This window comes from Nocardia sp. NPDC055029 (assembly GCF_053608525.1).
The window spans coordinates 69,674-94,165 of the sequence record NZ_JBSGVQ010000012.1 but is presented as its reverse complement, the minus strand read 5'-3'; the positions used below and the strand labels follow the sequence as shown (position 1 = coordinate 94,165).

At 68.2% G+C, this 24,492-nt stretch carries 16 protein-coding genes and 1 tRNA gene; 10 read left to right on the top strand and 7 right to left on the bottom strand.

All coding sequences use genetic code 11. From position 1 onward, the window contains the following. Positions 1–5: 5 nt before the first annotated feature. From ACWF9G_RS13870 to ACWF9G_RS13860, 3 genes are all read right to left on the bottom strand, one after another. Complete coding sequence (locus ACWF9G_RS13870; protein ID WP_379306666.1) at positions 6–425, bottom strand: hypothetical protein; 420 nt, start codon at positions 423–425, stop codon at positions 6–8. Positions 426–709: 284 nt separating this feature from the next. Then, complete coding sequence (locus ACWF9G_RS13865) at positions 710–1,126, bottom strand: acyl-CoA thioesterase (protein WP_379306664.1); 417 nt, start codon at positions 1,124–1,126, stop codon at positions 710–712. Positions 1,127–1,215: 89 nt separating this feature from the next. Beyond that, the gene (locus ACWF9G_RS13860) at positions 1,216–1,710 is read right to left on the bottom strand and encodes a cupin domain-containing protein (protein WP_452515543.1); all 495 of its coding nucleotides are present in this window, start codon (positions 1,708–1,710) and stop codon (positions 1,216–1,218) included. A 65-nt stretch (positions 1,711–1,775) separates the two neighbouring features. Here ACWF9G_RS13860 and ACWF9G_RS13855 point away from each other — a divergent pair, with 65 nt between their 5' ends. Continuing rightward, entirely contained in the window at positions 1,776–2,270 is a 495-nt protein-coding gene (locus ACWF9G_RS13855; protein WP_452515541.1) for a MarR family winged helix-turn-helix transcriptional regulator, read from the top strand. Positions 2,271–2,331: 61 nt separating this feature from the next. On the opposite strand, the gene ACWF9G_RS13850 is transcribed toward ACWF9G_RS13855, so the two are convergent. The 3 genes from ACWF9G_RS13850 to acnA form a co-directional block, all read right to left on the bottom strand. Then, positions 2,332–2,413 (bottom strand) — tRNA-Val (locus tag ACWF9G_RS13850). 14 nt (positions 2,414–2,427) lie between these two features. Further along, positions 2,428–2,997 (bottom strand): TetR/AcrR family transcriptional regulator, encoded by a 570-nt coding sequence (locus ACWF9G_RS13845; protein ID WP_189023455.1) that lies wholly within the window; start codon positions 2,995–2,997, stop codon positions 2,428–2,430. 135 nt (positions 2,998–3,132) lie between these two features. Next, entirely contained in the window at positions 3,133–5,946 is a 2,814-nt protein-coding gene (gene acnA / locus ACWF9G_RS13840) for an aconitate hydratase AcnA (protein ID WP_379306658.1), read from the bottom strand. Between the two features lie 281 nt (positions 5,947–6,227). Between acnA and ACWF9G_RS13835 the strand changes: the two genes are divergently transcribed. From ACWF9G_RS13835 to ACWF9G_RS13825, 3 genes are all read left to right on the top strand, one after another. Then, positions 6,228–6,788, top strand: coding sequence for an Rv1476 family membrane protein (locus tag ACWF9G_RS13835; RefSeq protein WP_379306656.1), 561 nt, complete (start codon positions 6,228–6,230; stop codon positions 6,786–6,788). Positions 6,789–7,113: 325 nt separating this feature from the next. Then, positions 7,114–8,478, top strand: a complete 1,365-nt coding sequence (locus ACWF9G_RS13830) for an NlpC/P60 family protein (protein WP_452515538.1) — start codon at positions 7,114–7,116, stop codon at positions 8,476–8,478. A 472-nt stretch (positions 8,479–8,950) separates the two neighbouring features. After that, a complete protein-coding gene (locus tag ACWF9G_RS13825; protein ID WP_452515537.1) occupies positions 8,951–9,559 on the top strand; it encodes a LuxR C-terminal-related transcriptional regulator in 609 nt (202 codons plus the stop codon). Positions 9,560–9,651: 92 nt separating this feature from the next. Here ACWF9G_RS13825 and ACWF9G_RS13820 read toward each other — a convergent pair whose 3' ends face one another. After that, positions 9,652–10,245 (bottom strand): HAD-IA family hydrolase, encoded by a 594-nt coding sequence (locus ACWF9G_RS13820; RefSeq protein ID WP_452515535.1) that lies wholly within the window; start codon positions 10,243–10,245, stop codon positions 9,652–9,654. Here ACWF9G_RS13820 and ACWF9G_RS13815 point away from each other — a divergent pair. Genes ACWF9G_RS13815 through ACWF9G_RS13790 form a run of 6 tightly spaced genes read left to right on the top strand, consistent with a single transcriptional unit; the run spans position 10,139 to position 24,465 of the window. After that, positions 10,139–12,322, top strand: coding sequence for a fatty acyl-AMP ligase (locus ACWF9G_RS13815; RefSeq protein WP_452515533.1), 2,184 nt, complete (start codon positions 10,139–10,141; stop codon positions 12,320–12,322). The genes ACWF9G_RS13820 and ACWF9G_RS13815 overlap by 107 nt on opposite strands. Continuing rightward, positions 12,322–17,955 (top strand): SDR family NAD(P)-dependent oxidoreductase, encoded by a 5,634-nt coding sequence (locus tag ACWF9G_RS13810; protein ID WP_452515531.1) that lies wholly within the window; start codon positions 12,322–12,324, stop codon positions 17,953–17,955. The genes ACWF9G_RS13815 and ACWF9G_RS13810 overlap by 1 nt, the downstream gene beginning before the upstream one ends. Further along, the gene (locus ACWF9G_RS13805) at positions 17,952–21,047 is read left to right on the top strand and encodes a type I polyketide synthase (protein ID WP_452515529.1); all 3,096 of its coding nucleotides are present in this window, start codon (positions 17,952–17,954) and stop codon (positions 21,045–21,047) included. Before ACWF9G_RS13810 ends, ACWF9G_RS13805 begins: the two co-directional genes overlap by 4 nt. Then, positions 21,044–21,820: a thioesterase II family protein gene (locus ACWF9G_RS13800; protein ID WP_452515527.1), complete on the top strand. Its 777-nt coding sequence runs from the start codon at positions 21,044–21,046 to the stop codon at positions 21,818–21,820. Before ACWF9G_RS13805 ends, ACWF9G_RS13800 begins: the two co-directional genes overlap by 4 nt. Positions 21,821–21,823: 3 nt before the next feature. Then, complete coding sequence (locus ACWF9G_RS13795) at positions 21,824–22,843, top strand: AfsA-related hotdog domain-containing protein (RefSeq protein ID WP_452515525.1); 1,020 nt, start codon at positions 21,824–21,826, stop codon at positions 22,841–22,843. Beyond that, a complete protein-coding gene (locus ACWF9G_RS13790) occupies positions 22,840–24,465 on the top strand; it encodes an FAD-dependent monooxygenase (protein WP_452515523.1) in 1,626 nt (541 codons plus the stop codon). The genes ACWF9G_RS13795 and ACWF9G_RS13790 overlap by 4 nt, the downstream gene beginning before the upstream one ends. Positions 24,466–24,492: the final 27 nt, after the last annotated feature.

Genomic DNA, 24,492 nt, shown 5'->3' with positions numbered 1-24,492 from the left:
CCGCTTCAGTCGAGGCTGTCGCAGTTGATGCCGTCGCGGAAGGTGAACGTGGCGCCGGTGACGCCGCCGCGTTCGGCGATCCGCAGCTTGGCCGCCCAGGTGCGGGTGGCCTGGGCCAGCTGGTCGTCACCGAGCGCCTCCGACGGCTCTGGGGCCAGCGTGATCGGCCGGTCGACCAGTTCGACGCGCATCCTGCGCGTGAAATCGGCGGTGGCGCCGGGCCGGATGTCGACGCACACCTGCCGTTCACCCGCCGCGGCGCGATCCTCGGTGAGCCGCACGACATCCCGCCGGTCGAAGGTCCACGTACCACCGTCGACGCGCACCGAGATGTCGCGATCGGACTCGGCCACCAGCAATCCGCGCAAGGCCGGGCCCCGATCTCGGGACGCCGCGGTAGCGGGGAGGTGGATGGCGTCGGTCATGGGCACTCACTCCGATCTTCTCGTCTGCTCGCGATTTGCCAGAGCCCCCGAAGGTGCTTCGGATCATAGCGTGCGAGCGGGCGTCGCCGAGTCGGTTCGCGAGATTTGCAGAGCCCCGGGCAAACCGCCGAGCGGCGCGTGATCGCCTAGCGGGGAGAGAATTTCGGACAACCGGACCGCTGATCGCCCCGTCGCACCGGCAATCGATCAGCTAACGATGCTTGACACGACCGCGGCCCGCATCGCCCTGGAATTGCTGGGCGATACGGGCCGTGCCGGGCAGGTCAGAGGCCGAGCAGTTCGGGGTGCTCGGCGAGACCGCGGAAGTGCTCGGCGGGGTTGGCGACCAGCTTGCGCTCGGTCAGATCCATCGCGCCCGCCACCACGGTGATCTCGGCGGAGACGGTTCCGTCGAGCTTGATGATCTTGTGGTGGAACCGGAAGACCTTGCCGCCGTCCCAATCGAATTCGCACGTCACGGTCACCTCGTCGCCGCCGCGCAGCTCCCGCCGGTACTTGATCGTCGACTCGAGCACGACGGCCCCGATGCCACTGGCGAGGAACTTGTCCTGCGGGATCCCCGCTGCCCGCATCAGCTCCCAGCGGGCATGCTCGCCGTACTGGTGGTAGACGGCATGGTTGAGATGGCCCTGGGTGTCGAGCTCATAGCCGCGGACGAGGACCGGTACGGAGAACGTCATACGGTGTACAACCGGCGGCTTCGCCAGCGTTGTTCCCGATTCGGCTGCAATCTGCACCACAGTCCGGACGGTTCGGTATGGCCGATCGGTCAGCGGCGGTGGGCGTTGCGTTCGGCCCACCAGGTGGGGGCGTCGACGAAGTGGTTGTCGAACTCCTCTTGGGCGGCGAGGAATTCGTCGTGGGTCGCCTGGCCGTGGATGAGCCGGTCGAGCAGGCGGAAGTATTCGAAGCGCTGGACGCCGGGCATCAGGGCGATGAGGATGCGGGCGCCGCTGTCGGGAGTGGCGCCGAAGGCGTGGGGCATCAGGCGGGGGACAACCAGGGAGCCGCCCGCGCCGACGGTGAGGATGCGGTCGCCCGCCATGACCTGGAGTTCGCCGTCGGCGACGTAGAAGAGTTCGTCGGAGCGGGTGTGGAAGTGCGGTGCCGCGCCGTCGGCGCCCCTGTCCATGGTGACTTCCAGAGTGCTGACGGTGCCGTCGCTGGCGTTCGCGTCGGTGAGCAGGCGCATCCGCACGGAGTCGGTGCCGAGGACTTCGGCGTCCTCGGGCAGGCAGAGGGCGATGTCGCGAGTGTTCGTCATGGCAGTTCCATTCGCTGGTTGATAATTCGGTACCGAACTATATCGCAGCGAATAGAATCGTGTCCATGGATGAACCGGACGCCGTCGACGCCATCGCCGCCCAGTGGCAGCGCGAACGCCCCGACCTCGACCTCGCCGCGATGGCGGTCCTGGGCAGGCTGGGCAGATTGATGACGGTGGCGACGGCCCGCATCGAAGCCGTGTTCACCGCACACGGCTTGCAGCGTGGGGAGTTCGATGTGCTTGCGGCACTGCGCCGTTCGGGCACACCGTGCGAACTCAACCCCTCGGTGCTCGCCGACACCCTGATGCTGTCGCGCGCGGGGATGACCGGCCGCATCGATCGCCTGGAAGCAGGGGGCCTGGTCCGCCGGATCGCCGATCAGGGTGACCGCAGAGCAGTGCTGGTCGCGCTGACCGAGGAGGGGCGTGAACTTGTCGATGTCGTCGTCGGCGCGCACACGGAGAACGAGACAGCGATGCTGTCCGTGCTGGATCCCGCCGATCAGGAATCGCTCGACCGCATCGCCCGCATCCTGCTGAAGAGCCTCGAGGGCTAGCCGATCCCCAACGGCACAATGATCAAGACCGTTGATCCCGCCGATCGCAATCGGGGAATTCTGGCGGCCATGGAGGCGGGATTCGAGCCCGCGACCTCCGTCATGTCGAGGCGGTGTTCTACCTGCTGAACTACTCCATGGCCACGCTGAGCGTAACTCAGGCTTCCTTGCGGCGCACCGAGGCTTCGACGAGATCCAGTACGGCGGAAAGGTTTTCGTCGGTGTGACCGGAGGCGATGCGGGCGATGAGGCCGTCGAGGACGAGGTCGAGATAGCCGAGCAGGACGTCGGTGGGGACGTCGTCGCGCAGGGCGCCTGCCGCCTTGCGGCGCTCGAGGCGGGCGAGGGTGGCCGCGGTCAGCTCGGCCGAGCGCTGGGTCCAGCCGGCCCGGAACTCGGGGTCGGTGCGCACCCGGCGCGCGATCTCGAGGCGGGTGCCCAGCCAGTTGAATTCCTCTGGGCGGGCGAGCATGTCGCGCATGACCTGCACGATGCCCTGGTTGGCCGCGACCTCGGCCATGCGCTCGGCGTCGTCCTTGGCCAGGGCGAAGAACAGCGCGTCCTTGTCCCGGAAGTGGTGGAATATCGCGCCGCGGGACAGGCCGATGGCCTCTTCCAGACGGCGCACCGTGGCGCCGTCGTAGCCGTATTCGGCGAAGCAGCGCCGCGCGCCGTCGAGGATCTGGCTGCGGCGGGCGGCGAGGTGGTCGTCGCTGACCTTGGGCATGAGTCCTCCAACGGGAAATACACGGACCCCCGCCCCGGAACTCCGAGACGGGGGCTGTCGCAAGAAGGGCATCCGTTAACGGATGCCCGTGTGGTGCAGCATCATTCGATACTGCACCACCGGACACCGAGGTGCTTAACCGCGGATCATGTTGCGCAGGACGTACTGCAGGATGCCGCCGTTGCGGTAGTAGTCGGCCTCACCGGGGGTGTCGATGCGGACGACCGCGTCGAACGTGGTGACCTTGCCGTCTTCCGCGGTGGCGGTGACCTTGACGGTCTTCGGGGTGACACCCTCGTTGAGGGCGGTGATGCCCTCGATGTCGAAGGTCTCGGTGCCGGTCAGGCCCAGCGACGCGGCCGACTGGCCGGCCGGGAACTGCAGCGGCACAACGCCCATGCCGATGAGGTTGGAGCGGTGGATGCGCTCGAACGACTCGGTGATGACGGCCTTCACACCCAGCAGGCTGGTGCCCTTGGCGGCCCAGTCACGCGAGGAGCCCGAACCGTACTCCTTGCCACCGAGCACGACCAGCGGAATGCCGGCGGCCTGGTAGTTCTGCGAGGCGTCGTAGATGAACGCCTGCGGGCCACCGTCCTGGGTGAAGTCGCGGGTGTAACCACCCGAGACGTCGTCGAGGAGCTGGTTGCGCAGCCGGATGTTGGCGAAGGTGCCGCGGATCATCACCTCGTGGTTACCACGACGCGAGCCCAGCGAGTTGTAGTCCTTGCGGGCCACACCGTTGGCGTCGAGGTACTGCGCGGCGGGGGTGCCGGGCTTGATCGGGCCTGCCGGGGAGATGTGGTCGGTGGTGACCGAGTCGCCCAGCAGCGCAAGGACGCGGGCGCCCTTGATGTCGGTGACGGGGCTCGGGTCCATCGACATGCCGTCGAAGTACGGCGCCTTGCGGACGTAGGTCGACTTCTCGTCCCACGCGAAGGTGTCGCCCTCCGGGGTGGCCAGGCCCTGCCAGCGCGCGTCGCCGTCGAAGACGGTGGCGTAGGAGTTGCGGAACATGTCCTGGTTGATCGAGGACTTGATGGTGTCGTCGATCTCCTGGGCCGAAGGCCAGATGTCCTTCAGGAAGACGTCGTTGCCCTCGGTGTCCTGGCCGAGCGCGTCGGTCTCGAAGTCGAAGTCCATGGTGCCCGCGAGCGCGTAGGCGATGACCAGCGGCGGGGAGGCCAGGTAGTTCATCTTCACGTCGGGGGAGATGCGACCCTCGAAGTTGCGGTTACCCGACAGCACGGCGGTGACCGAGAGGTCGTTGTCGTTGATCGCGGCCGAGATCTCCTCGGGCAGCGGGCCGGTGTTACCGATGCAGGTGGTGCAGCCGTAGCCACCGACGAAGAAGCCCAGCTTCTCCAGGTAGGGCCACAGGCCTGCCTTCTCGTAGTAGTCGGAGACGACCTGCGAGCCCGGCGCCATGTTGGTCTTCACCCACGGCTTGGTCGACAGGCCCTTCTCCACCGCGTTGCGGGCGAGCAGGGCGGCGCCGAGCATGACCGACGGGTTGGAGGTGTTGGTGCAGGAGGTGATACCCGCGACCACGACGGCGCCGTGATCGAGGACGAAGTCACCGCGCTCGGCCGAGCGGACCTCGACCGGCTTGGACGGACGGCCGTTGGCACCCTTGGCGGCCGAGTGGGCCGGGGTGTAGGTGTCGTCGGCGGCGTTCGCGGACACGGCGACCGAATCGGAAGCCGGGAAGGACTCGTCGCCCGCCTCGTCCAGCGCGGTCAGCTCGCCCTCGCCCACGTAGTTGACGATGTCGGAGCGGAAGGCGCTCTTGGACTCGCTGAGCAGGATGCGGTCCTGCGGGCGCTTCGGACCGGCGATGGACGGCACGACGGTGCCCAGGTCCAGCTCCAGGTACTCCGAGTACGCGGGCTCGTTGTCGGCGTTGTGCCACATGCCCTGTTCCTTGGCGTACGCCTCGACGAGCGCGAGCTGCTCGTCGGTGCGGCCGGTCAGGCGCAGGTAGTTGATGGTCTCCTCGTCGATCGGGAAGATCGCCGCGGTGGAACCGAACTCGGGGCTCATGTTGCCGAGGGTGGCGCGGTTGGCCAGCGGCACCTCGGACACACCGGCGCCGTAGAACTCGACGAACTTGCCGACGACGCCGTGCTTGCGCAGCATGTCGGTGACGGTCAGCACCACGTCGGTGGCGGTGACGCCCGGCTTGATCTCACCGGTCAGCTTGAAGCCGACGACGCGCGGGATCAGCATGGAGACCGGCTGGCCCAGCATCGCGGCCTCGGCCTCGATGCCGCCGACGCCCCAGCCGAGCACGCCGAGGCCGTTGACCATGGTGGTGTGCGAGTCGGTGCCGACACAGGTGTCGGGGTAGGCCTGGCCGTTGCGGACCATGACGGTCGGGGCCAGGTACTCGATGTTGACCTGATGGACGATGCCCATGCCAGGGGGGACGACCTTGAAGTCGTCGAAGGCGCCCTGGCCCCAGCGCAGGAACTGGTAGCGCTCGCCGTTGCGCTCGTACTCGAGCTCGACGTTGCGCTCCAGCGCGTCGGCGCGGCCGAAGACGTCCAGGATGACCGAGTGGTCGATGACCATGTCGGCGGGGGAGAGCGGGTTCACCTTGCTCGGGTCGCCGCCGAGGGTGGTGACGGCCTCACGCATGGTGGCGAGGTCGACGATGCAGGGCACGCCGGTGAAGTCCTGCATGATCACGCGCGCGGGGGTGAACTGGATCTCGACGCTCGGCTGCGCCGAGGGATCCCAGTTCGCGATCTCGCGGATGTGATCGGCGGTGATGTTGGCGCCGTCCTCGGTGCGCAGCAGGTTCTCCGCCAGCACCTTCAGGGCGTAGGGCAGCTTCTCGGTGCCGGGAACAGCCGAGAGACGGAAGATCTCGTAGGAGTTGCTTCCGACCTCGAGCGTGCCCTTGGCGCCGAAGGTATCAATCTTCGTCACGTCAGCTCCACTCATGTGTGAGGGTGTGCCGCCGGCGGGGCTGTGCCGGCGACTCGCGTCTTCGGAGGGGGATCCGGCGCCGTGAGATGCCGGTTTCCTCGCCGTACGAGCCTAACAGTACGCTTGTCCTATGAAATACGCGGGGGCGGTTGGGCGTGCCGTGTGAGCGTGTCCGCGCGCGTCGTCGCGTACTGTGCCAGTCGAGCGAGTCGGGGAATGACGCTTTGACGCTCACCCTGCAGTGTTGGATGCCCGTCGCAACGTAGGCGACCGAGGCTCGAAAGACCGGATGGAAGATGACCGTCTTGCACACCTTCGCGCCGATGGCCGCCGAACTGCCGCCGAATACCGTGCTGAGCAGTGTCCGGTCCGATCTCGCCGACAATCACGTCGCCGCCCCCAAGGGCGTGAACCAGGAGAAGCTGGCGGCGATCGTCGCCCAGGCGCGATCCGAGGGGATCCCGCTGAGCGTCGTTGTCGTTCCAGGCAACCCCGGCCACGACTCGAGCCTACGTGACCTGGCCACCGAGGTGGGCAAAAGCACCGACGGCACGGTCGCGGTCTTCAGCGACGACTGGGTCGGCACCTACAGCGACGGCATCAGCCGGGTCCGGCTCGAGTGGGCCGAGGACGTCGCCAAGTACAAGGGGAATCACCCCGAGGAGGCCGTGCAGGCCTTCGTCGACCGGCTGGAGCAGCCGGAGGGTGTGTCCTGGAGTGTGATCACCGCGGTGTTGCTGACGCTGGCCGCGCTGGTGATCGCCGGGCTGTACTTCGTGAAGGCGCGCCGCGGTCCCGATGCCGACACGCAGGTTGCCGCGTCGGCCCGCCGCGCTGACGCGGGTTCCGTCAAGTAACTGGTTTCCCTTCAGCAACATTTCCAGACCGTCGGTCTGTTTTCTGCCGTGAAAAGCTGACCTCCGACAGGCTACTTTCGGGCTATCCGCTAATTGCATCCCCGTGTCGCTGTGGCGGTTGTTTCCCTTGTGAACTATGTGTCGTACGGTTGCGGTGATCGTGATCGTGAATGCAGTGGTACAGGGGGCATTGGTCGACTCGTGTGGTCGGTGGGTGGGCTGATGCGCCGGTGGCGTATGTCGAGTCGAGTCACTCGGAGGTGCCGTGCGCGGTGCGGGCAGGCAGGACGAACCAGGTCTATTACGGGTAGCGGCGGGATTGCTGATGGCGCTGGCCGTGTTCGCGGGCGCGGGGCAGGTCGCGGCGGTGCCACCGCCGCCGCCCAATCCCTCCGACGGTGAGATCGCGGGCGCGGGCGCGCAGGTCGACGCGCGGGTGAGCGAAATCGGCGTGCTGATCAACCGGGTCGCCGCGGCCGATCAGCAGTTACAGGCCCTCGACGACGCGCTCGCCGCCAAACGCGAGGCGGTCAACCAGGCGCTGGTCGACCTGCAGACCGCCAGAGACGCCGCCGACGCGGCCGCGGCCGCGGTCACCGACTCGCAGGCACTGCTCGCCGACGCGGGCGCGCAAGTCGGCGCGGCCCGCCAGGACTTCGACCAGTTCGCCACCCAGGCCTATGTGCGGCCGGTGAACAGCTCGGTCGTCACCTACCTGGCCTCCGCCACGCCCGATGCCGCGATGGACCGCGCGCAGGTGCTGAGCATGGTCTCGAAGAATCAGCGCCAGGCGCTCGACGACCTGCGCCGCACCCAGATCGCCCAGGCCAACCAGAACGCGGCGGCCCGCCAGGCCAAGGCCGACGCCGACGGCGCCGCCGGCGCCGCCGAGCAGAAGAAGAATGCCGCCCAGACCGCGGTCACCGTCGCCAAGACCGAATTCGACACCCAGGCCACGGCCCGCGACACGCTGCAGCGCGACCGCGCGGCGGCCCAGTCCGCCCTCGATGTCGCCCGCGCGACGGTGTCGGGGCTGCAGAGCCAGCGCGAGGTGTTCCTGGCCTGGGACGACCAGCGCAAGGCCGAGCTGACCGCGCTGCTCGCCGCCGCCAACGCCGCGGCCGCCCGCGCCGCCGCCGACAAGGCCGCCCGCGACCGCGCCGCCAAGCTCGGCGAGGGGCAGCGCCCACACACCGAGCTCGAATCCTCTCCGGCCTCACCACGCAAGACCAAACCCAAGCCGACGAAACCGCAGGTCACCGGGTCGGCCGCGATCGAGACGGTGATCGACCGGGCGATGTCGCAACTCGGCGTCACCTACGCCTGGGGCGGCGGCGACGAGGGCGGACCCACCCTCGGCATCCGTGACGGCGGCACCGGCGACGCGCACGGCGACTACAACAAGATCGGCTTCGACTGCTCGGGCCTGATGCTCTACGCCTTCGCGGGCATCGGCGTCTCCCTGCCGCACTACAGCGGCTACCAGTACAACGCGGGCACCCGCGTCGACGTCGAGGACCGCGAACGCGGCGACATGCTGTTCTGGGGCCCGGGCGGCAGCGCGCACGTCGCGCTCTACCTGGGCAACGGGACGATGATCGAGGCGCCCGAATCCGGTGATGTGGTCAAGATTTCACCGGTCCGCGAGGATGGCATCATGCCGTATGCGGTCCGCATCGTCGCCGAATGAGGATGCGGGAAGTGAAAGAACGAGGTAAACAACTGGAGAACAGTAGATGTGACCGGGCGTTTTGCTCAAAGGTGGGTTGTCGGCGCCTCGGAAGAGGGATAGCGTCACTACCTATAACCAAGTCACGCCTCGAAACATCAAGTGTGAGTGTGTGTTTCAGAATGAGGCTATCGCGGGGCAAGACCGCTCCTCGGTCGGCGACGGTTTGTGGTTCATCGCCGAGCCTTCCTGAGTATGCGTGGCCGGATGGAGTCAGCGGCCGGGCCGGCACGCAGTTCGCGCATCCAGGATCCATGGCGGCAGTATCCGAGGGGGCGTAGTGAGACCAACCGAACCCACACAAGCAGTAGCGGAGCGCGCGAGTATCGGCTCCGAGTGCCGCGGGATTCCGATCCGGACACCCGATCTGGCTACCCGGTATCTGGTAATCCCGAACACCGCGTTGTCCGAGCCGACGGTCAGCATCGAGGTGGTGGCCGACAACTCCCTGACGCGAGAAATGCTGTGTGGGTTCTTGGGTTCCGAAGACGACTTCGTCGTCATCCGCGGGGTGTCATGGAACGAAGCCGACAGAAGGTCCGGCGCGGTGCCCCCGGATGTGATCGTGCTCGACATCGACGAAATCAGCAGTGGCGCTGTACGGATCACCCGCTCGCTGATTCGGGCATTTCCCGACGCCGCGATCGTGGTGTTGAATTCGGGCGGCCCCGGACACGTGTTGTACGACATGCTGGAGATCGGTGTTCGCTGCTTTCTTCACAAGGGGATTTCCCGCACCGAACTGGTGACTTCGATCCGGGGTGTGGCGTCGGTGGAGAACCAGATCACGGTCACCGTGCCCCGCGAATTCCTGACATGCGGCGGACCATCGAGTCGCGGAAGACTCTCTGCGCGTGAGGAACAGGTCGTTCGCCTGGTCGGCGAGGCTATGACGAATCGTCAGATCGCCAATGCCCTGTCGATCACCGAGGGAACGGTCAAACGCCATCTGCGTAGCATTTTCGACAAGCTGGGGGCGGTCTCGCGGATCGACGCGGTCAACCGGTATCGCACCCTCGAAGGCCGGCAGGACTCGGCCTGAATACCCGATGGCATCCGAAAGATGCGAAAGAGGCCGGACTGTCCGCCGATGCGCGGACAGTCCGGCAATAGTGTGATGCGGCCGCCTCGGCGTCAGTGGTCGACGGCTCGTTCCACGTCGGCGATGGCCTGCTCTGCGTCGACGAACAGGACTGCGCGCCAGCCTGCCGCGCGAGCGCCGGCGCAGTTCTGTGGCAGGTCGTCCACCAGGATGCACCGATCCGGGGCAATGCCCGCCCGTTCGGCCGCCAGGTCGAAGATCTCGCGGTCGGGCTTGCGGCAACCGACCTGTGCGGAGTTGACCACGGTGTCGAACAGCTCGTCGGCGACCACCATCTTTCGCCAGTAGGGCTCCCAGGCGGGCGGCATGTTGGACAGCATGCCGACGAACGCGCCCTCGGTGCGGTACCGCAGCAGCGCGTTCACCCAGCTGGTGTTGGCCGGCCTGTCGGCGAACCACGTCTCGGCCAAACTCGGGATCGCGGCATGAATCCCCTGCTCGGCCAGTGCCGCGCGCACCAGGTCCAGCCACTCGTCCTCGGTGACCAACGGTGTGTCCAGCGGCAGCATCATGTCCTCGGTGCCAAATGTGGCGGTCACGGCTGCAATTGCCGAACGAAGCGGATCCGGTGCCAGCCCGGTTTTTTGGCAGAATGCCGCAAAAGTATCGGCGACCGGCGGGGTCAATACACCACCGAAATCTGACCAGATCGCGACAGAAGGTCCCATGCTGAGGTCGGTCAACGGTCTCTCCACTCTGTATTCGACTATCCCGTCCAGCGGCACGATATTTCTTCACCGGGCGCCCGCGCGATACGACGAACGGGGTACCTCGCATGGTCCGGCATGCTTCCTCCGGACCCGTCCCGGAAGTGATACACCTTGGGAGACAGGCAATTCAGCCCATTGGAAGGTGACTCGTTCACCTTTCGCGGCACGGTCTGCCGTCGGTACTGTCCGAATCGTGTCGAGGGAGGACGGTTTCGGCTGCTGCGCGATACGAATTCCCCCGAGCCGGATGGATATGGGTAGGAGCATGACGATGGAGACAACACTCCGGGCAAGAACTCTCGCGGAGGCTATTTCTCTGCGTGCTACCGAAGATACGAATCGGACTGCCTACACGTTTTTGGCCGATGGCGAAAACGAATCGCTGTCGTTGACATTCGGCGAGGTCGGGGTGCGCGCCACAGCGATCGCGTCCCGATTGGCGGCGGTGGCCGCACCGGGTGAGCGGGCACTCATCATCGCCCCGGATTCGGCCGATTTCGTGCTCGCGTTCCTGGCCTGCCAGTACGCGGGGGTGATCGCGGTGCCGGTCTACCCGCCTTTCCCGATCACCTCGCCGCGTCGGATCGACACCCTCCGGACGATCGCCGCGGACTGCGGGGCCACCGTGGTGCTCGCCGGCGCTCCGGAACAGACCCGCCAGGCCCTGCTCGCCGCGGCGCCCGAACTGGGTGCGTTGCGTTGGGTGGGTACCGACGCGACCGACGACACAGGGTTCGAGCCGGTCTTCCCGACCGGAGCCGACGTGTCCTTCCTGCAGTACACCTCGGGTTCGACCTCGGCTCCGAAGGGTGTGGTCGTCACCCACGACGCGCTCATGCACAACCAGGAGCTGATGTGCCACAGCATGGGCTACCGCCCCGAATCGAGCATCGTCGGCTGGCTGCCGTTGTTCCATGACATGGGATTGATGGGGCTGATCGTGCCCGCGATCTACGCGGGCGGCAGCACTGTTCTGCTGCCGCCGTTGACCTTCGTCCAACGCCCGGAGCGCTGGCTGCGCGCGGTGACCCGATACTCGGCCACGATTACCGGCGGCCCGAACTTCGCCTTCGAGCTGTGCTGCCGTCGCATCCCCGCCGCAGAGCGCGAAGGGCTCGACCTCAGTTCGCTCGAGGTCATGTTCAATGGCGCGGAGCCGATTCGCGACGAGACATTGGCCAAGTTCGCCAGGGAGTTCGGACCCCACGGATTCGACCCGCGCAGTCATTACCCCTGCTACGGCCTGGCCGAATCGACGTTGTTCACCGCCGGTGCGGTGCGTGGGGCAGGCGCGGTGACCCTGTCGGTGGACAGGGCGCAGCTGGCGGAAGGCCGGGTCGTAGCAGGGGCGGGGCATACCTTGGTCAGCTCTGGTGTCGTCGCGTCGCATCGCGAGCTTCTGATCGTCGACCCGGAAACCCGGACCCCGGTTGCCGAGGGCGACGTCGGCGAGATCTGGATCGGTGGCCCCGATGTGGCCGCCGGGTATTGGCAGAACGCGGACGCGACGACCGAGACATTCCGCGCGGAAACGGTGTCGCCACGTCGCGGCCCCTTGCTGCGCAGTGGCGACCTCGGTGCGGTCGTCGACGGCGAACTGTATGTGGTCGGCCGCCGCAAGGACCTGATCATCGTCGGTGGGCGCAACTACTACCCGCAAGACATCGAGGCCACGGTCGAGAACGCGAGCCCGCTGGTACGACGCGGCTGCACCGCGGCGTTCGCGTCCGACCGGGCCGGCGGCGAAGAGCTGATCGTGGTCGCGGAGACGCGTGCGGACGCTACCGGCATCGACGTGGCCGCGCTGTCGGCAGCCTTGCGTGCCGCGATCACCATCGACCATTCGATCACCCCTGCCGATGTACTGCTGGTTCCGGCGGGCACAGTGCCCAAGACCTCGAGCGGAAAGCTGCAGCGCCGCGGCACTCGTGCCGCCTTCGAGGCGGGCGAGCTGACCCTGGCACAGCAGTCGCTGACGGTCGGAGCGCAGTGATGTCGCGGGCGGATCAGATTGTCACGTGGCTGGTCGAGCGAATCGGTTCCCTGCTCGGCGTGGAGGGGGAGAGCCTGGCGGTCGACGTCCCGTTCGTCGCACTCGGATTGTCCTCGCTGCAGGCGGTGGAGCTGTCCGACGATCTCCAGCGCTGGACCGGACTGACGCTCTCGCCGACATTCGCCTACGACTATCCCAGCATCACCTCCGCCGCCGTGGCGCTCGCGGAGCAGATGGCCGTGGCGGCCCAGCCGGGCACCGGCGGACGCGGCGAAGTGCGGGGCCCCGTGCGCCGACTGCAGGAGCCGGCCGAGGCCGGTACCGAGGGCGAGCTGATCGCGATCGTCGGCATCGGCTGCCGATTCCCCGGCGCCGACGGTCCCGCACAGTTCTGGGACCTGCTGCGGCACGGAGTCGATGCGATCAGCGAGGTGCCTTCGGATCGCTGGAATGCCGACGAACTCTACGATCCCGATCCTGATGCTCCAGGCCGGATGACCACCAAGTGGGGTGGATTTCTTTCCGGCGTCGACCATTTCGACGCGGACTTCTTCGGCATCGCGGCCAGGGAGGCCGTGCGAATGGATCCCCAGCAACGCCAGCTACTCGAAGTGGCGTGGACCGCGCTCGACGACGCCGGGATCGGACCGCGCGGCCTGGCGGCGACCCCGACCGGTGTCTTCATCGGCGCATCGTCCTACGACCACGGCGTCGCGGTGCTCGCACCCGGCACCGAGGTGTCGGCCCAGGACGGTACCGGTGCGGCATTGAGTGTCATCGCCAACCGGCTGTCGTACTGCCTGAACCTGGCGGGCCCGAGCATGGTGGTCGACACTGCCTGCTCGTCATCACTGGTCGCCGTGCACCTGGCCTGCCAGTCGCTGCGGGCAGGGGAGTCGGAGCTCGCCTTGGCGGGCGGGGTCAATGTGATCGCAGGCCCACGCATCGCGCTGAGCTTCAGCAAGGGCAGGCTGATGGCTCCGGACGGCCGGTGCAAGCCGTTCGACGAGAGCGCCGACGGCTACGTCCGCAGTGAGGGGGCGGGCGTTGTCGTCCTCAAGAGACTGGACAAGGCACTCGCTGACGGGGACCGGGTCTATGCCGTGATCCGTGGCAGCGCGGTCAATCAGGACGGGCGGACCAACGGTCTGATAGCGCCGAGCCGCCCCGCGCAAGAACGTGTGTTGCGCGCGGCCTATCACAGCGCCGGCGTCGACCCCGCTTCCGTCACCTATGCGGAGGCACACGGTACCGGCACAGCTGTCGGCGACCCGATCGAGGTCGGGGCGCTTGCCACGGTGCTCGGTGCGGGCCGTGACCCGGCCACGCCATTGCGAATCGGTTCGGCGAAATCGAATCTCGGACATCTCGAGGCCGCCGCCGGCATCGCCGGATTGATCAAAACCGCGCTGTCGCTGCATCATCGGCAATTGGTGCCGACGCTGCACTTTCAGCGGCCGAATCCGAGAATGGGCCTGGATACCGTCCCCGTGGTCGTCCAGACCCAGGTCGAGTCGCTGCCTGTCGACACTGCGGGCAGTGCTGTCGCGGGAACCAGTTCGTTCGGCTTCGGCGGCACCAACGCCCATGTGGTGCTGTCCACCGCGCCGACGGCCGAACCGCGGTCGGCACAGCGAACCACCGAATACCTGCTCTTCCCGGTGTCGGCGCAGACGGAAGCCGGCCTGCGCCGCCGTGCTCGGGGCTGGGCTGCTGTCGCCCGACGAGACGGGCACGACCCGGGATGGCTGGCGCGCGCCGCTGCGACCGCTGCCCGGCGAGCCGATCACGACACGCATCGGGCCGCGGTGATCGTGCGCGATGTCGACGACCTGGTCGAAAGCATGACCGCTATCGCCGAAGGCGAACGGGCTCGCGGCATCTGCGGACCACGGCCGCGGGCGACAGGCCAACGCCAGGTGGGGCTGATCTTCCCCGGGCAGGGTTCGCAGTGGGACGGGATGGGGCGCGGGCTGGCGAAGAGCATTCCGGCGTTTCGCGAGGCGATCGAACGCGCCGACACCGAACTGTCGGCCTGGCTGGGTGAATCACTGTGGTCGGCCGATACCGGACTCGTCGCGCACGGCACCGCGCAGGTGCCGCCCGCGCTGTTCGCGATGCAGGTGGCGTTGGCGCAGACCTGGCGAGCTTTCGGCGTAGAGCCCGCCGCTGTGTGCGGGCACAGTATGGGTGAGATCGCCGCTGCCCACGTCAGTGGTGCGCTCTCGCTCGCCGATGCCGCGCGCGTCGTCTCGGTACGGAGCAGGCTGCTCACCGAGATCTCCGGCCACGGCGGACTCGCGCTCGTCGAACTCGATGCGGCGCAACTGGAAACGGTGCTCGCCGAGCACCTCGACACAGTGTCGGTGGCAGCGGTGAACGGACCTCGCGCGACGGTGCTCTCCGGTCCTCCGCAGGCGTTGGACGGGATTGTCCGGCAGCTGGAGGCCGACGGCGTGTTCGCCCGGCGCATCGCGGTCGACTTCGCCGCCCACAGTCCGGCTGTGGAGCCGTTGCGGCCGCGCTTGCGCGCCGGCATCGAGGGCATCACCGCGCAGCGTCCCGCGCTGCCGTGGTATTCGACGGTCACCGGTGCCGTGTCCGCGGACACGCTCGCCGATGGCGACTACTGGTCGCGCAATCTGCGCGAGACGGTGCTGTTCGATACCGCGGTCGGCCGGATGCTGTCCGAAGGGCACGACACGTTCGTAGAGATCGCACCGCACCCGGTGCTTTCCCGGTCACTCGGGGAGATCGCCGAGGCCACCTCGGCGACAGCGGATGTGGTGGTGGTGTCGTCGACACGTCGTGACGAGGACGAGGTATTCGCGTTCCTGCACGCGCTGGGCGAGATCTACGTATCCGGCGTGAGCCTGGATTGGGAGGCGATTCACCCGGTCGCCGACGCGGTAGCGGTCCCGTCACAGGGCTGGAACCATCAGCGTTTCCCGCTGATCCGGGCTCTCGGGCCCGGCGAAGGCGCCGGAGCCGGTGCGGCTTCGAGCCGGCTGCTCGGCGCGCGGGTCTCCGTCGGCACCCACCCCGAACTCGGCGTGTGGCCGATCGAGCTCGACGCCGCACCCGAGATCGCCGATCACGTCGTCGATGGTGTGGTTGTGGTGCCGGGTACCTACTGGCTCGCCGCGGCGGCTGGTGCCGGCGCCGGGCGGACTGCCGTCGACGCGTCGCCGACGGTCGTGCTCAGCAACGTCAGTTTCGACGCCCCGCTCGTCCGCGCGGGCGAACAGGTTCCGGTGCAGCTCGTGATCGAATCCGCAGGTGGGCGTTCGGAATTCGCGATCATTTCCGATCCGGCAGGCACCCGGCTGACGCACGCGCGCGGCTGGCTCGATGCCGCGCCGGGCCGGCTCGCGGAGCGCCGGGTTCCCGCGCTCGACGACCTGCTCGCTCGGTGCGCCGAGCCCGTCTCGATCGCGCAGTTCTACGCCGATCTCGCTGCGGCGGGCCTCCACTACGGCCCGGCGTTTCGCGCCATGACGCTGCTGCAGCGCGGCGACGGCGAGGCGATCGGCAAGTTCAGCGCGGCCCTCGGGCCTGGCAGGCACACCGGGATACACCCCGCGCTGCTCGACGCCTGCCTGCACACCATCGCGGCCGCCGCGGGCCGGCAGCTGGAGCCGGGCACATTGCCGTTGCCCTCCGGCGCGACCCGCGTACAGTCCTCGGCTACCAGCGAGCCGATCACCGAGGTCTGGTGCCACGCGCGGATAGTCGAGTACGGCGATCGTGACCTGACCGCGGACCTGGTGGTACTCACCGGCGACGGGACGCCGATCTGGTCGGCGATGGACTTTCAGGTCACCAAGAGCAGCGCCCCGGCTGTCGACCGTGGCAGGTTGTATCGGCTGTCCTGGACAGCACACGAATCGGCGCCCGCGCCGATCGAGCCTGGCCGCTGGCTTGTCCTCGGCACCGATACCGCGCCGCTGCGCGCATTATCGGCGCGGTTGAGCGGCCGTGGCGACAGCTGCGTGCTCGGAAACGCCGACAGCGCGGCCGAACTGGATGCGCTGCTGGCCCAAGAAGACGACCTCGTCGGCATCGTCGACGCCCGTGGCTTCGCCGACCCGGGTGACCCCGATGCGGTCGTCTCGGCAGGCCGTGCCGCGGCGGCGATCAGCCTGGCACGCTCGATGACCGAGCGTTTCACCCAGGACGGCCGCACCCCTCGACTGTGGCTGTTGACCGCGCACACGCAACAGGATCCACGAGTCGGCGGACTTTCCACGGCGGCCCTGTGGGGTGTCGCGCGGGTGATCGCGACCGAGCATCCCGAATTGGGTTGTGGTGTTGTCGATCTCCCGGCCGCTCCGAGTGCGTTCGAACTGGACCGGCTGGTCGCTGTCTTGCGTCATCCGCAGCCGCTGGGGCAATGGGCGATCGGCGCGACCGCGGCGGTTCCCCGCCTGCTGCCCGCGCCGCGCGCTCGCTCGACCCCGGCGTTCGACGCCGGACTCGGCTATCTCGTCACGGGTGGACTCGGTGGACTCGGCTTGCGGCTGGCGCAGTGGCTGAGCTCGCAGGGGGTACGCAGGCTGGTGTTGCTCGGCCGGTCGGCCCCGACCCCCTACGCGGCGCTGGTGATCGAGGAACTGCGGGCGCGTGGCACCCATGTCGAGGTGGCGGCGGTGGACCTCGCCGATGCCGACGCCCTCGAAGCGGTGGTCGCGAGTGCGAGCCCCCTCGGCGGAGTCTTCCACCTGGCGGGCGTGCTCGAGGACGGTGTGATCGGCGAATTCGAGAACGCGCAGCTGGACCGCGCGTTCGCCGGAAAGGCCAGGGGCGCGTGGAATCTGCACCGCGCGACGCTGGCTCAGCCGCTCGAGCACTTCGTGCTGTTCTCCTCGCTGGCGGGGATGTTCGGCTCACCGGGTCAGGCCGCCTATGCGGCGGCCAACACCTATCTGGACGCGCTGGCTTCAGCGCGGGTCGCCGATGGCCTCCCGGCTGTCAGCATCGCCTGGGGTCCGTGGGCCGAGATCGGCCTCGCTGCCGCCGTCGGGAGTGATCGACGACTCGCGGCCCTCGGCGTTCCCGCGCTCGCCCCCGACGACGCCTTGGCTCTGCTGGCGGCGGCCTTGACGGATCCCGCGCCGGTACTGGCCGCCGCCGCCTTCGATCTGACGGCGCTGGCGGGTCCGAACACCCCGCCCTCGGCGCGGGAACTACTCACCGATCTCCTGGCAGGGGTTTCGGCAACCGGTGCCGATGCCGGAGCCGCCCCCGACCTGTCCGGAATCGATGATCCGGTCGAGCGGGCCGAACTGGTCCGCCAGTTCGTGCTCGGCCAAGTCGCCACCATCGTCGGGACGACCGGCTCGATCGACCCGACGGTGCCGTTCCGCGACCTCGGCTTCGATTCGCTGATGGCGGTCGATCTGCGGAACCGGCTGGAAGCCGGTCTGGGGCAACCGATGTCGGCCAGCATGATCTTCGCCTATCCGACCGTCGACCAACTCGTCGGCGAACTGATCGAGCGGATGTCGCCATCGCGGCCGACGACTCCGATCGCGGAGGAGCTCGATGCCGTGTTCGCCCAGGCCACCGACGACGAACTCGCCGACCTGCTGTCGGCCGAACTGGACCTCAACTCTGAGGGGGAATCCCGATGACTACTACGACGTCCGGCGCCCATCGCGAGATATTGCAGCAGTCGCTGCAGGAGATTCGACGACTCCGAGCACAACTGGCGGCGCACTCCGCACCGGCGGCGGTCCTCGGCGCGGCAGTGCGAATGCCCTCCGGCATCGAAGACCTGCACAGTTACTGGTCGGCGCTGCGTGACGGCGTAGACGCGGTCACCGAGCTGCTCGGCGGGACCGACGGGCGCCGCGGGCCCGGGGCAGGCGTCGACCCGAACGGCCGTTACGGCGGCCTGCTCAGCACGGTCGACAGCTTCGACGCCGAGTTCTTCGGCATCTCGCCCGCCGAGGCCGAACGGATGGACCCGCAGCAGCGGCTGGTGCTCGAAGTCGCCTGGGAAGCCATCGAAGACGCCGGTCTCACGCTAGACACGCTGCGCACCGCGACAACGGGGGTGTTCATCGGCGTGTACGGCTCCGACTACCTCATGATGCAGGTCGCCGACAGCTCCGGCGTCAATGCCTATACCGCACCGGGCGGGGTCCACAGCATCGTCGCCAACCGGCTGTCGTATGTGCTGGACCTGAGCGGTCCCAGCATGGCTGTCGACACCGCGTGCTCTTCCTCACTGATGGCACTGCACCTGGCGGTGCGGGCGCTCCGCGACGGTGACTGCGATATCGCTCTGGTAGGCGGGGTGAACACGATCTTGTCGCCGGTGTCGACGACGGTGACCGAGAAGGTGCTGCCGCTGGCACCGGGTGGACGGTGCCGGGCTTTCGACGCGTCGGCGGAGGGGATTGTGCGCGCCGAAGGGTGCGGCATGGTGGTACTCACCAGGGAGTCGTTCGCCGTGGCCGGCGCACAACGACCGCGGGCGGTCATCCGCGGGACGGCGGTCAACCACGATGGCCGGACCAATGGACTCACCGCACCGAGCCCACGTGCGCAGACCGACCTGCTGCGCCGCGCGCTGCGCGACGCGAACGCCGAACCCGACGACGTGGTCTACATCGAATCGCATGGCACCGGAACACCGTTGGGCGATCCGATCGAATTCGACGCGATCCGCACTGTCTACGGTGCGGGGTCGGACCCGTGCCCGGTGGGCGCGGTGAAGACGAATTTCGGCCATCAGGAGGCGGCCGCCGGCATCGCGGGCCTCATCAAGGCGATCCTGGTCCTGGAGCACGACGAAGCCCCGGCGAACTTGCATCTGGAGCGGGTGAATCCGGAGATCGATCTGACCGGAACCAGGCTGCTGCTGCCACAGGCGCCGACGCCCTTGGCCGATCGCACGGGCCCGAAGCTGGCGGCTGTCAGCTCCTTCGGCTTCGGTGGTGCGAATGTGCACACCATCGTGGAGTCGCGCCCACGGACCCCGGCCGAGACCGACACCGGGAACCCGAGCTCCGCGCGTGGCGACCAGGGCACACTGATCCTGCCGATCTCGGCGCGGAGCGCGCCCGCGGCTCGGGCCCTCGCCGCCCGCTACGCCGAACAGCTCGCCGAGGCCGATTTCGCCACGGCCGTCGAGATCTGCGCGGCGGCGGCCACCAGACGGTCCCACCTGCCGGTACGGCTGTGCCTGACCGGGGCAACTACCGAGGAACTGGCCCAGCGCGCCGGGTCGGCGACAGTGATCAGCAGGCCGAAAGCCTCACCTCGGCAGCGGACGCTGTTCGTGTTCAGCGGCCAGGGCTCGCAGTGGGCCGAGATGGGCAGGGCGCTCTACGCCGAACCGGTCGCCGCCGCGGAACTCGACGCGTGTGAAGTCGTCGTGGCCGAGCGGGCAGGCTGGTCGTTGCGGGCCGAACTGCTGGCCGACCCGGCCGACAGCCGGCTCGAGCGCACCGATATCGCCCAAATCTGCATCGCCGCGGTCGAATTCGCGCTGACGGCCCTGTGGCGTTCGTGGGGAGTGACACCCGCCGCGGTGGTGGGGCACAGCATGGGTGAGGTCGTGGCCGCCGCGGTCGCCGGAATGCTGACCAGGGAACAGGCTTTCGATATTCTGGTCCGCCGCGCGGTACTCACCGAGAAGTACGCGCGCGGTGGCGCGATGTGTGCCGTCGCGCTGCCTGCCGATGAGGTCGCGGCGCTGCTCGACCCGGACTCCGGAGTCGGTATCGCGGCGGTCAACGGGCCGCGGTCGACGGTGATCACCGGTCCGGCGGACGCCGTCGACGCGGTGGCCGCCGCCGCGTCGGCCCGTGCGGCCATGGTCAGAAGGCTGCCGGTCGACTACGCCTTCCACAGCACACTGCTCGCCCCCTGCGCCGAGGAGTTCGCCGAGCAGGTCGCCGCGATCACGGCGAGCACCCCCACAATCCCCGTGTACTCCACGGTGACCGGGCAGCGGGTCAGCGCCGACCAGCTGTCCGGGCAGCATTGGGCACGCAATCTCGTCGACACGGTGCTGTTCGCGCCCGCGGTGACGGCCGCACTGCGCGCCGATTCCACTCTCACGACAGTGCTCGAGGTGGGCCCGCATCCGGTGCTGATCCGCGACCTCGCCGTGGTGGCGGCCGATGTCGGCCGTTCCCCGGCCCTGGTCGCGAGCCTGCGGCGGGAGCGCTCCGCCGCGGACTCGCTGCATCGAAGCCTCGCCGAGCTCTACGTCGACGGCCACGACATCACGTGGCACGCGGTGGTCGACCCGCCTGGCGCTCGGGTCGACCTGCCGCACTATCCCTGGGTGCGCAGGAGATATTGGCTGCCGGAACATATCGGCAAGATCGCGCATACACATCCCGTCGACGGCAAGACCGATGCGCGCGAGTCGAGCGCACCTGCCCCGCTCGGTCGCGACGCACACGCTGACCGGCCCGCACAGCTGCAGGCCCTCACCGAATTCGTCCGGGAACGCATCGCGCGTGCGCTGCGACGTCCGATGACCGAGATCGACGAGTCGACCCCGATCCGGGAGTTCGGGCTCGAATCCTTGGTCGTCGTCGAGATGAAGAACGAGCTCGAGGCTGAATCGGGCATTCTCGTCCCACTGCACAAGTTGCTCGAAGTGCTCGATGATGGGTCGGCGCGTGATCTGGCCGCCGTCATCGTCGGCGCGGACCCGGATCGACCTGGCGAGAACAGCGCCGTGCAGAGCGGGCAGTCATGAGTACGCCCACGCTCGCCACTCTGCGGGCGAACCACAACGGCGTCCTGACCTGCCCACGTCCACAGCCCGGCCCGGCGGTCCGGCTGGTCTGCTTCGCCCATTCGGGTGGCAATCCGCGGATGTACCAGAACTGGGTCGACAAGCTGGCGCCGGAGATCGAACTGTGGTGGGTGACCCTGCCCGGCCGTGGGCAGCGGTGGCGGGAGCGCCACGCCGACAGGTGGGAGCCGCTGATCGATGACATCACCGCTGCGCTGGTCGCGCATGTGCCGTGGCCGATGGCATTGTTCGGGCACAGCCTCGGCGGACTGATCGCCTTCGACGTCGCGCGGCGGCTGACCGAGGAGCAGGCGCCGCCGAACCACCTGTTCGTCTCCGCCCGCGCCCATCCGCGCCGCGAGTTCGCGTTGGACCTTCCCGAGGACGATATCGACCTGCTGCGCTTGGTCGACACGGTCTACGCGGGCGTGCCGGCGCAAATCCTGGAATCACCGGAGCTGGCCAGGCATTTCGCGCCGACTCTGCGCGCCGATCTCGCGCTCGGCGCCGAATACCGATACCGGCCGGGACGGCTGACTACGCCGATCACCGCGCTCGGCGGCGTCGACGATCCGATGACCCCGGTCGAGGAACTCGATGCCTGGCGCGACTGCACCACCGCGGCCACTCGGTGGCGCCAGTTCCCCGGCGGCCACTTCTACCTCGAACAGTCCGAGGCCGGTGTCCTCCGGACGATCCGCCGCACTCTTCTCAGATCAACAGGCAAGGAATAGACGATGACAGAGATCGCTCTTCGACCACAGGCCCTACCGGCCGCGCTGACCTTCGAACGAACCGTCGCGCGGGCGCACGCGCACCGGCGTGCGCTGGGCGAGGTATTCGTGTCCGATTCTGTCGCCGACGGCGACTCCACCTTCTATGCCGCCGTGCAGATCCCGCGCGCGCACAGCCTCTGGTACGACCGGACCACGGTGTACCACGACCCGTTCGCCATGGCCGAGGCCGCGCGGCAGGGGTCGTTCGTGGTGCTGCACCGGCATGTCGGCGTTCCCGTCGGCTTGCCGTTCAGCATGCTGCGCTACGAGTTCGAGGTCACCGATCGCGCCGCGTTCCTCGACGACGAGAAATCGCCACTGGAGGGTGTCCTGCGCTACGACATCGTGTCGCGAACAGACCGGGGTGCCGATTTCGCCGACCTGACCTTGGAGGGCGAGCTGAGCGTCGGCGGGCGAAGCGCCATGCGGCTCAGCGCCGATGTCGTGTTCCTTGCCCGCGCCGATTACGAGGCCCTGCGCGCCTACCAGCAGTCGCGGAAGTCCGAAGCCGACCCGGGGCAGCCGGTCCTGTCGCCACTGCCACCAGAACGGGTGGGACGGATGGATTCCCGCAATATCGTGATCGCCGAGCCTGCCGACGAGGGCGCGCGCTGGGTGTACCCGTTGCTGCCGGATCCGCGGCATCCCGCGCTGTTCGATCACGAATACGACCATGTGCCAGGGCCGTTCATCATCGAGGCGTTCCGGCAGGCATCGATCGACACCGCCGTGCGCTCCGGTGGACTCACGTCACCGATCACCACCGTGGTGTCGTGCTCCTCGCGATTCGATCAGTTCGGCGAATTCGGCGCGCCGCTGGAATGTGTGTGCACGCCGGTCGACCCGACCCGGCCGGACACGGCCAGGGTCGACGTCGAGCTCCGCCAGTTCGATCGGGTACTCACCACCGGCACGCTGGAGCTGGCCTCGATCGCCGAATTCGAGAGTTCGTTCGTCCACCGTGTGCGGGCCGAGTCATGACGGGCACGGTTGATGTCCTGGTCGTGGGTGCGGGCCCGACGGGTCTCACGCTGGCCACCGAGCTGCGCAGGCACGGCATCTCGTGCCGCATCATCGACCGGGCGGCGAACCGGCCCGCCGATCAGGCGCGCGCGCTGACGATGTGGGACGGCGCCCTCGATGTCCTGGCACGGCAAGGCACAGCCGAGGCGGTCAGGTCACGCGGGATCCCGATGACGGCGGCCAAGTACTTCTCCGGCGGCAAGGTCGTGGCACAGGTACCGTTCGGGCCCGCCGCGGCCAACTCCGCGTCGCCGGTGATCATCACCCAGCCCTCCGTGGAATCGGCGATGATCGAGAATCTGCGCGCCCTCGGGGTGATCGTGCAGTGGCAGACCGAGTTGACCGAGCTCACCGACAATCCGGACTCGGTGGAGGCGACCCTGACCGGTCCCGGCGGTGTCGAGACGCTGAGCGCCCAGTGGGTGGTCGGCTGCGACGGTACGCACAGCGCGGTGCGCACCCTGTCGGGAATCGATTTTCAGGGCAGTACCTACGAGCAGCGCTACACGCTCGGCGACGGTGACATCACGGCACCGGTGCCGCCGGGGGAGGCGCACTATCACCTGCACCCCGACGGTGTGCTCGTCGTTGTGCCGCTGCCGGACGGGCAGGTCCGGGTCTTCGCCGACGCTACCCAGCTCGGCGACGAGGACACCGCGCCCTCGACCGCCGACCTCCAGAAGCTGGTCGACGTGCGCGCTCCTTATCCGATCAAAGTTCGGGCATTGACCTGGAGCACAAGGTTTCTCGTGCACATGCGCCATGCCGAGCGGTTCCGGTCCGGGCGTTGCCTGCTGGCCGGCGATGCCGCGCACGTGCACAGCCCGGCGGGCGGTCAGGGCCTCAACACCGGCATCCAGGACGCGGCCAACCTGGGATGGAAACTCGCGGCAGTCCTGCACGGCGGTGTGGACTCCGCGATACTGCTCGACAGCTACGCCGCCGAGCGCGCGCCGATCGCCCAGCAGGTGATCACGGCCGCCGACCGGCAGACCAGACTGTGGACTGTGCGATCCCGGCACGGCAGATGGGCCCGGGACCTGTTGCTCTCGACGCTGAGCCGTACGGGGTTGCTGGAGAAGCGCTTGGTCCCCGGACTGGCTCAATTCGAGCTGGACTACCGGGAGAGCCCCATCGTGGGCAGCGGGGGCGGGCGCCGCGGACTCGGACGCGCGGTACCGAACGTGGAGGTGACCGGGCCGGACGGCGTGGTGGTCGCGCTGCGCTCGCTACTCGACGCGCCAGGGCACACCCTGCTGGTCGTGGTCGGTGCGCAGCCCAGTGCGCAAGACGCTCAGCTGTTGAGGCAGATTCCGGCTCGAATAGCCGCCTACCGCATCGCGATACAGGTCCTGGTTCTCGCTGCCGGCGAGGCGGGCCTGGAGCAGGTTCTCCCTGAGGTCTATCACGTCCCACCCGACTTCGCGCTGCGTGACGAACTTGCGGGCTGCGCACTGGTGCTGATTCGTCCCGATGGTTATGTCGCCGACGCCACGCCGTCATTGGACGTGGACGCGTTGCTGAACGGACTGCCGGGGGTCCTGAGTCCCGAGGAGAAGGACGATCTCCTGACCAGGTGATCTACGGGCAAGCCACCAGATATCTCG

Coding starts and splice junctions, on each gene's coding strand:
- ACWF9G_RS13870 (WP_379306666.1), bottom strand. CDS start 425: ATGACCGACGCCATCCACCTCCCCGCTACCGCGGCGTCCCGAGATCGG.
- ACWF9G_RS13865 (WP_379306664.1), bottom strand. CDS start 1,126: ATGACGTTCTCCGTACCGGTCCTCGTCCGCGGCTATGAGCTCGACACC.
- ACWF9G_RS13860 (WP_452515543.1), bottom strand. CDS start 1,710: ATGACGAACACTCGCGACATCGCCCTCTGCCTGCCCGAGGACGCCGAA.
- ACWF9G_RS13855 (WP_452515541.1), top strand. CDS start 1,776: ATGGATGAACCGGACGCCGTCGACGCCATCGCCGCCCAGTGGCAGCGC.
- ACWF9G_RS13845 (WP_189023455.1), bottom strand. CDS start 2,997: ATGCCCAAGGTCAGCGACGACCACCTCGCCGCCCGCCGCAGCCAGATC.
- acnA (WP_379306658.1), bottom strand. CDS start 5,946: ATGAGTGGAGCTGACGTGACGAAGATTGATACCTTCGGCGCCAAGGGC.
- ACWF9G_RS13835 (WP_379306656.1), top strand. CDS start 6,228: ATGACCGTCTTGCACACCTTCGCGCCGATGGCCGCCGAACTGCCGCCG.
- ACWF9G_RS13830 (WP_452515538.1), top strand. CDS start 7,114: ATGGCGCTGGCCGTGTTCGCGGGCGCGGGGCAGGTCGCGGCGGTGCCA.
- ACWF9G_RS13810 (WP_452515531.1), top strand. CDS start 12,322: ATGTCGCGGGCGGATCAGATTGTCACGTGGCTGGTCGAGCGAATCGGT.
- ACWF9G_RS13805 (WP_452515529.1), top strand. CDS start 17,952: ATGACTACTACGACGTCCGGCGCCCATCGCGAGATATTGCAGCAGTCG.
- ACWF9G_RS13800 (WP_452515527.1), top strand. CDS start 21,044: ATGAGTACGCCCACGCTCGCCACTCTGCGGGCGAACCACAACGGCGTC.
- ACWF9G_RS13795 (WP_452515525.1), top strand. CDS start 21,824: ATGACAGAGATCGCTCTTCGACCACAGGCCCTACCGGCCGCGCTGACC.
- ACWF9G_RS13790 (WP_452515523.1), top strand. CDS start 22,840: ATGACGGGCACGGTTGATGTCCTGGTCGTGGGTGCGGGCCCGACGGGT.